The organism is Winogradskyella psychrotolerans, from assembly GCF_018860545.1.
GTDB lineage: Bacteria > Bacteroidota > Bacteroidia > Flavobacteriales > Flavobacteriaceae > Winogradskyella > Winogradskyella psychrotolerans_A.
On the sequence record NZ_JAHKPN010000049.1, the window covers coordinates 1 to 4,101 of the forward strand.

A 4,101-nucleotide genomic window follows, 5' to 3' on the forward strand; every position below is an offset into this window, starting at 1 on the left:
AACCATATGCTAAACCGTTGTACACAAGCTAATGAAACCGACAGAATACCCAGAAAAATTATATAAATATCGTTCTTGGACTAATGAATATCATCAAAAGATTTTAACGGAAAATCAATTGTATTTAGCTTCACCAAGTGACTTTAACGACCCAATTGACTGTAGAATTGGAAATAATTACACTCTATTAGATTCAGATGAAAAAATAGAAGAATATGCTGTAATTATCACGCGCAGACATTGGGATTCTGTAATCAAAATGGGACTTGACCCAAATCACGAAAAAAAAAGAATCATTAGCGAATTGAAAACAAATATGAATGCTGTGCAAAACGGAGATGACCAAAACACATTCAAAATGCAAGACAAACATTTTGGTATTCTCTCTTTAAGCGCAAGATTTGACAGTATTTTAATGTGGTCGCATTATGCGGATTTTCATAAAGGTTTTTGCGTAGGATTTAACGAAACTAAATTAAGAGAGTCAAATTTGTTTGGTAAAGGTGGACCAGTTGGATATAAAGATGAATTTCCGAAAATTGACCCAAGAGACAATAGAACACCTGAAAAATCATTTTTACAAACACATACAAAAGCAAAAGATTGGAAATATGAGGAAGAATATCGACTGACAAAATTATTCTTCCCAAATGAACCAAAACCTTCTGACAGAATTGTGACTGTGCCAACCGATTTTATGACCGAAATTGTTTTAGGATTAAAAATATCAGACGAACATAAAAATGAAATAGTGAAAATAGGAAAAGAGAAAGGTTTAGAAATCTATCAGATTGAACAAGTACCTTTTGAGTTTAAATTAATAAAAAAGCCAGTGTACAACACCGTATAAAATTAATTGCTAGTTCTAGCCTACTTACGAAAGTCCTCGCGGACTTTCTATCTGTGATTTATTTGCTAAATTTAGTGCTTAAAACACGCAACTAATCTTATACAACAACGTTAGGCACAATATGAACAAAACTTTGAGACAAATATTATCAATTGGAATTTTAACATTATTTCTGACCCAAATCGGATTTAGCCAGTCGATTGAAAAATTTGTCGACTCGACAATAAAAGTTGATAGTTTAAATGTCCCGACTGATTTAAAACAACCTTACTTTCCGAAAGAAATGTTTCCTGAAGTTAGTACTGATTGGATTAAGGAAAATGACTCAAGCTATACAATTAAAACAAAAACTATAGAAGGAACTTATGACGAATTTGTTGTGGATTGGTATTCAAAACATCTTCACGCAATGAAAGAACCTTTGTTGTTTAATAGAAAAATTGACAAAGAAATTTATAGATTTACTTGGTTGAGGACTTTTAACAAACCAATGACTTTTAGATTCGAAAAGAAAAATAACAGGTTTATTCTCTATTGGAAAGTGTTAAATGGTGCTGGTGGTTATGAACCTGGAGAAATAGAAATTGAGCGACTGAAAATACTAACCGAAAAAGAATGGACTGAATTTACGCAACTTATCGGAAAAGCGGACTTTTGGAATATGAATTTAGGTCGTAGTTCAATTGGAAATGATGGTTCTGAATGGATTATGGAAGGTGTTAATCAAACTGAATACAGAGTTGTAAGTGTTTGGTCACCGAATAAAGGAAATTTTTATAATGCTTGCGATTATCTAATTTCCTTAACGAATTTGAAAATATCGGAAAAGAAAAAATATTAAAATACTGTGCCTAACACCGTGTATAATTAATTGCTAGGTCACTGTCGACTTACGAACATTCCTGCGGAATATTCTATCTGTGATTTATTTGCTAAATTAGTTGCTTAACCACGCAACTAACCATACACAATCACGTTGTGCCCAATTAAAAAATTACGTTTCATAAGATAATTCATATTAAATGATTGTATCTTTGATAGTATCAAATGATAGTATCATAAATGAAACCACCTTACGAAATAACATCTTCTATTTTAAAATTAATAACTTCTATTTCAGAAAAAATAGGAGAAGTAAATGCTAATTTATTAAACAGACCTTCACCTAAATTGAGAAAACAGAATAGAATCAAAACTATTCATTCTTCTTTAAAAATAGAAGGAAACACACTTACAGAAGAACAAATAACAGCACTTCTTGAAAACAAAAGAGTTATTGGTCCTAAAAAATATGTTCTTGAAGTTTTAAATGCAATTAAAATCTATGAAAACTTAGAAGATTATAATCCTTCAAATGAAAAATCCTTTTTAAAAGCCCATCAAAACTTAATGGAAGGTTTAATTGAAAATTCTGGAAAATATAGAAATCAAAGTGTCGGAATTGTAAAAGGCTCAAAAGTTGAGCATTTAGCACCACCTTTTGGAAATGTGCCATACTTAATGAAAGACCTTTTTGAATATTTGAAAAAGTCTGATGAAATTGAATTAATTAAAAGTTGTGTTTTCCATTACGAAATAGAATTTATACATCCATTTTTGGATGGAAATGGTAGAATGGGAAGATTATGGCAAACTTTAATTTTAATGGAAAAATATCCAATCTTTGAGTTTTTGCCTTTTGAAACTCTAATTAGTAAAGACCAGGAAAAATATTACAAGTCTTTAGCAGAAAGTGATAAATCTGGAAAGTCAACAAAGTTTATTGAATATATGCTAAACGTTATTGATATTTCAATAAGTGAACTATTAGATTTCAATAATCGAACGTTAAATGAAAAAGATAGATTAGAATATTATGTTTCATTAAATAAAACTGATTTCACAAGAAAAGATTATATGGATATTTTTAAAGATATTTCTTCAGCAACTGCGAGTAGAGATTTAAAAAAAGGAGCTGAATTAAATTTATTTGAAAAAATAGGAGAAAAAAATAAAACAATCTATCGTTTAAAATAACTGGGCACAACACCGTGTATAATTAATTGCTAGGTTCTTCCCTACTTGCGAAAATTCCGCAGGAATTTTCACGGGTTCGTAAAAGTTTACTAATTTAGTTNNTACACAAACACGTTAGCAAACATTTCGCGCGTGTCAACAATTTCAAGGCTTTTACCAAGTTCTGTACTTATTTGCTTCAGAAAACTAAGTTGGAATTTAAAGCTGAATCTTAAAAAAACATTACGCTGGAATTTTTTACTCTTGCGGAACGTTACGCACGAATTTCGGCTTACCTAACTTCAGTTCTTTAATTCAATATTATAGCAATCCTCAACTTTTAGCTGATAAGCGGACTGGCAAAACGTACGGCTGAACTGTTCGCAGTTTAAAAAAATTGAAATTAGATGTTTAAATCAATTGATTCTGATATCACGAAAAATTAGATAAAAACAAAACTGATGCTCTTTGCGGAAATGAACGAAATAATAATTCGGAGAATTTTTGATATTTAAGTAAAAAATGAAACAACGTCTGAAAAACAAATCGTCCGGAAATACACAAAGGAGTAGCACGTAAAAAGAAAAAACGTTAGCTAACAATGTATATAATTTATAGCTGCTTGTGCCTACTGTCGAAAAACCTCACGGTTTTTCTATTTCAGTTTTTATTTGCTAACTTACTCGCTTATAACACGCAACAAATCATATACGAGACCGTTAGCAACAAGCTGAACGCACTCAGATGGAAATAAAAACTGAATTTACAATTGAACCTTGCAAAAAGGAAAACATAAAGAAAATCGTTGACGGAATTAACGAATATAATTTAAGCAAAGTTTCTGCAATTGCTGACATTTGGACACGTTTAGAATATGTTGCTAAAGATAAAAACGGAATTGAAATTGGCGGAATTTTAGCTGGACTTGGATATTGGAATGGACTCGAAATAAATATATTGTGGGTTAAAGAAAGTCATAGAAAAAAAGGAATTGGAACCCGAATGTTAAAACACGTTGAAAAAGTCGCTATCGAAAAAGGTGCTGAAATTTCAATGTTAGATACATTTGACTTTCAAGCAGAGGAATTTTATTTAAAAAATGGATATGAACCGATTGGAGAAATCAAAAATTTCCCAAAAGGACACCGACGAATATATTTCTCGAAAAAATTAAATGAATGAAAAGCCTGTTGCTAACACCGTGTATAATTAATTGCTGTTTTCTTCACTACTTGCGAATATTCCTGCGGAATATT

General features: G+C 30.8%; 4 protein-coding genes. All 4 read left to right on the forward strand.

Annotation, left to right across the window (positions count from 1 at the left end; all coding sequences use genetic code 11):
* Positions 1 to 31: 31 nt before the first annotated feature.
* The 4 genes from KO515_RS15950 to KO515_RS15965 all read left to right on the forward strand — a co-directional run bounded on the left by KO515_RS15950 (position 32) and on the right by KO515_RS15965 (position 4,027).
* Positions 32 to 850 (forward strand): DUF2971 domain-containing protein, encoded by an 819-nt coding sequence (locus KO515_RS15950; protein ID WP_215937335.1) that lies wholly within the window; start codon positions 32 to 34, stop codon positions 848 to 850.
* 133 nt (positions 851 to 983) lie between these two features.
* A complete protein-coding gene (locus KO515_RS15955; protein WP_215937336.1) occupies positions 984 to 1,691 on the forward strand; it encodes a hypothetical protein in 708 nt (235 codons plus the stop codon).
* Between the two features lie 221 nt (positions 1,692 to 1,912).
* Complete coding sequence (locus KO515_RS15960) at positions 1,913 to 2,866, forward strand: Fic family protein (RefSeq protein WP_215937337.1); 954 nt, start codon at positions 1,913 to 1,915, stop codon at positions 2,864 to 2,866.
* 723 nt (positions 2,867 to 3,589) lie between these two features.
* Positions 3,590 to 4,027, forward strand: coding sequence for a GNAT family N-acetyltransferase (locus tag KO515_RS15965; RefSeq protein ID WP_215937338.1), 438 nt, complete (start codon positions 3,590 to 3,592; stop codon positions 4,025 to 4,027).
* The last annotated feature ends 74 nt before the right edge of the window (positions 4,028 to 4,101 follow it).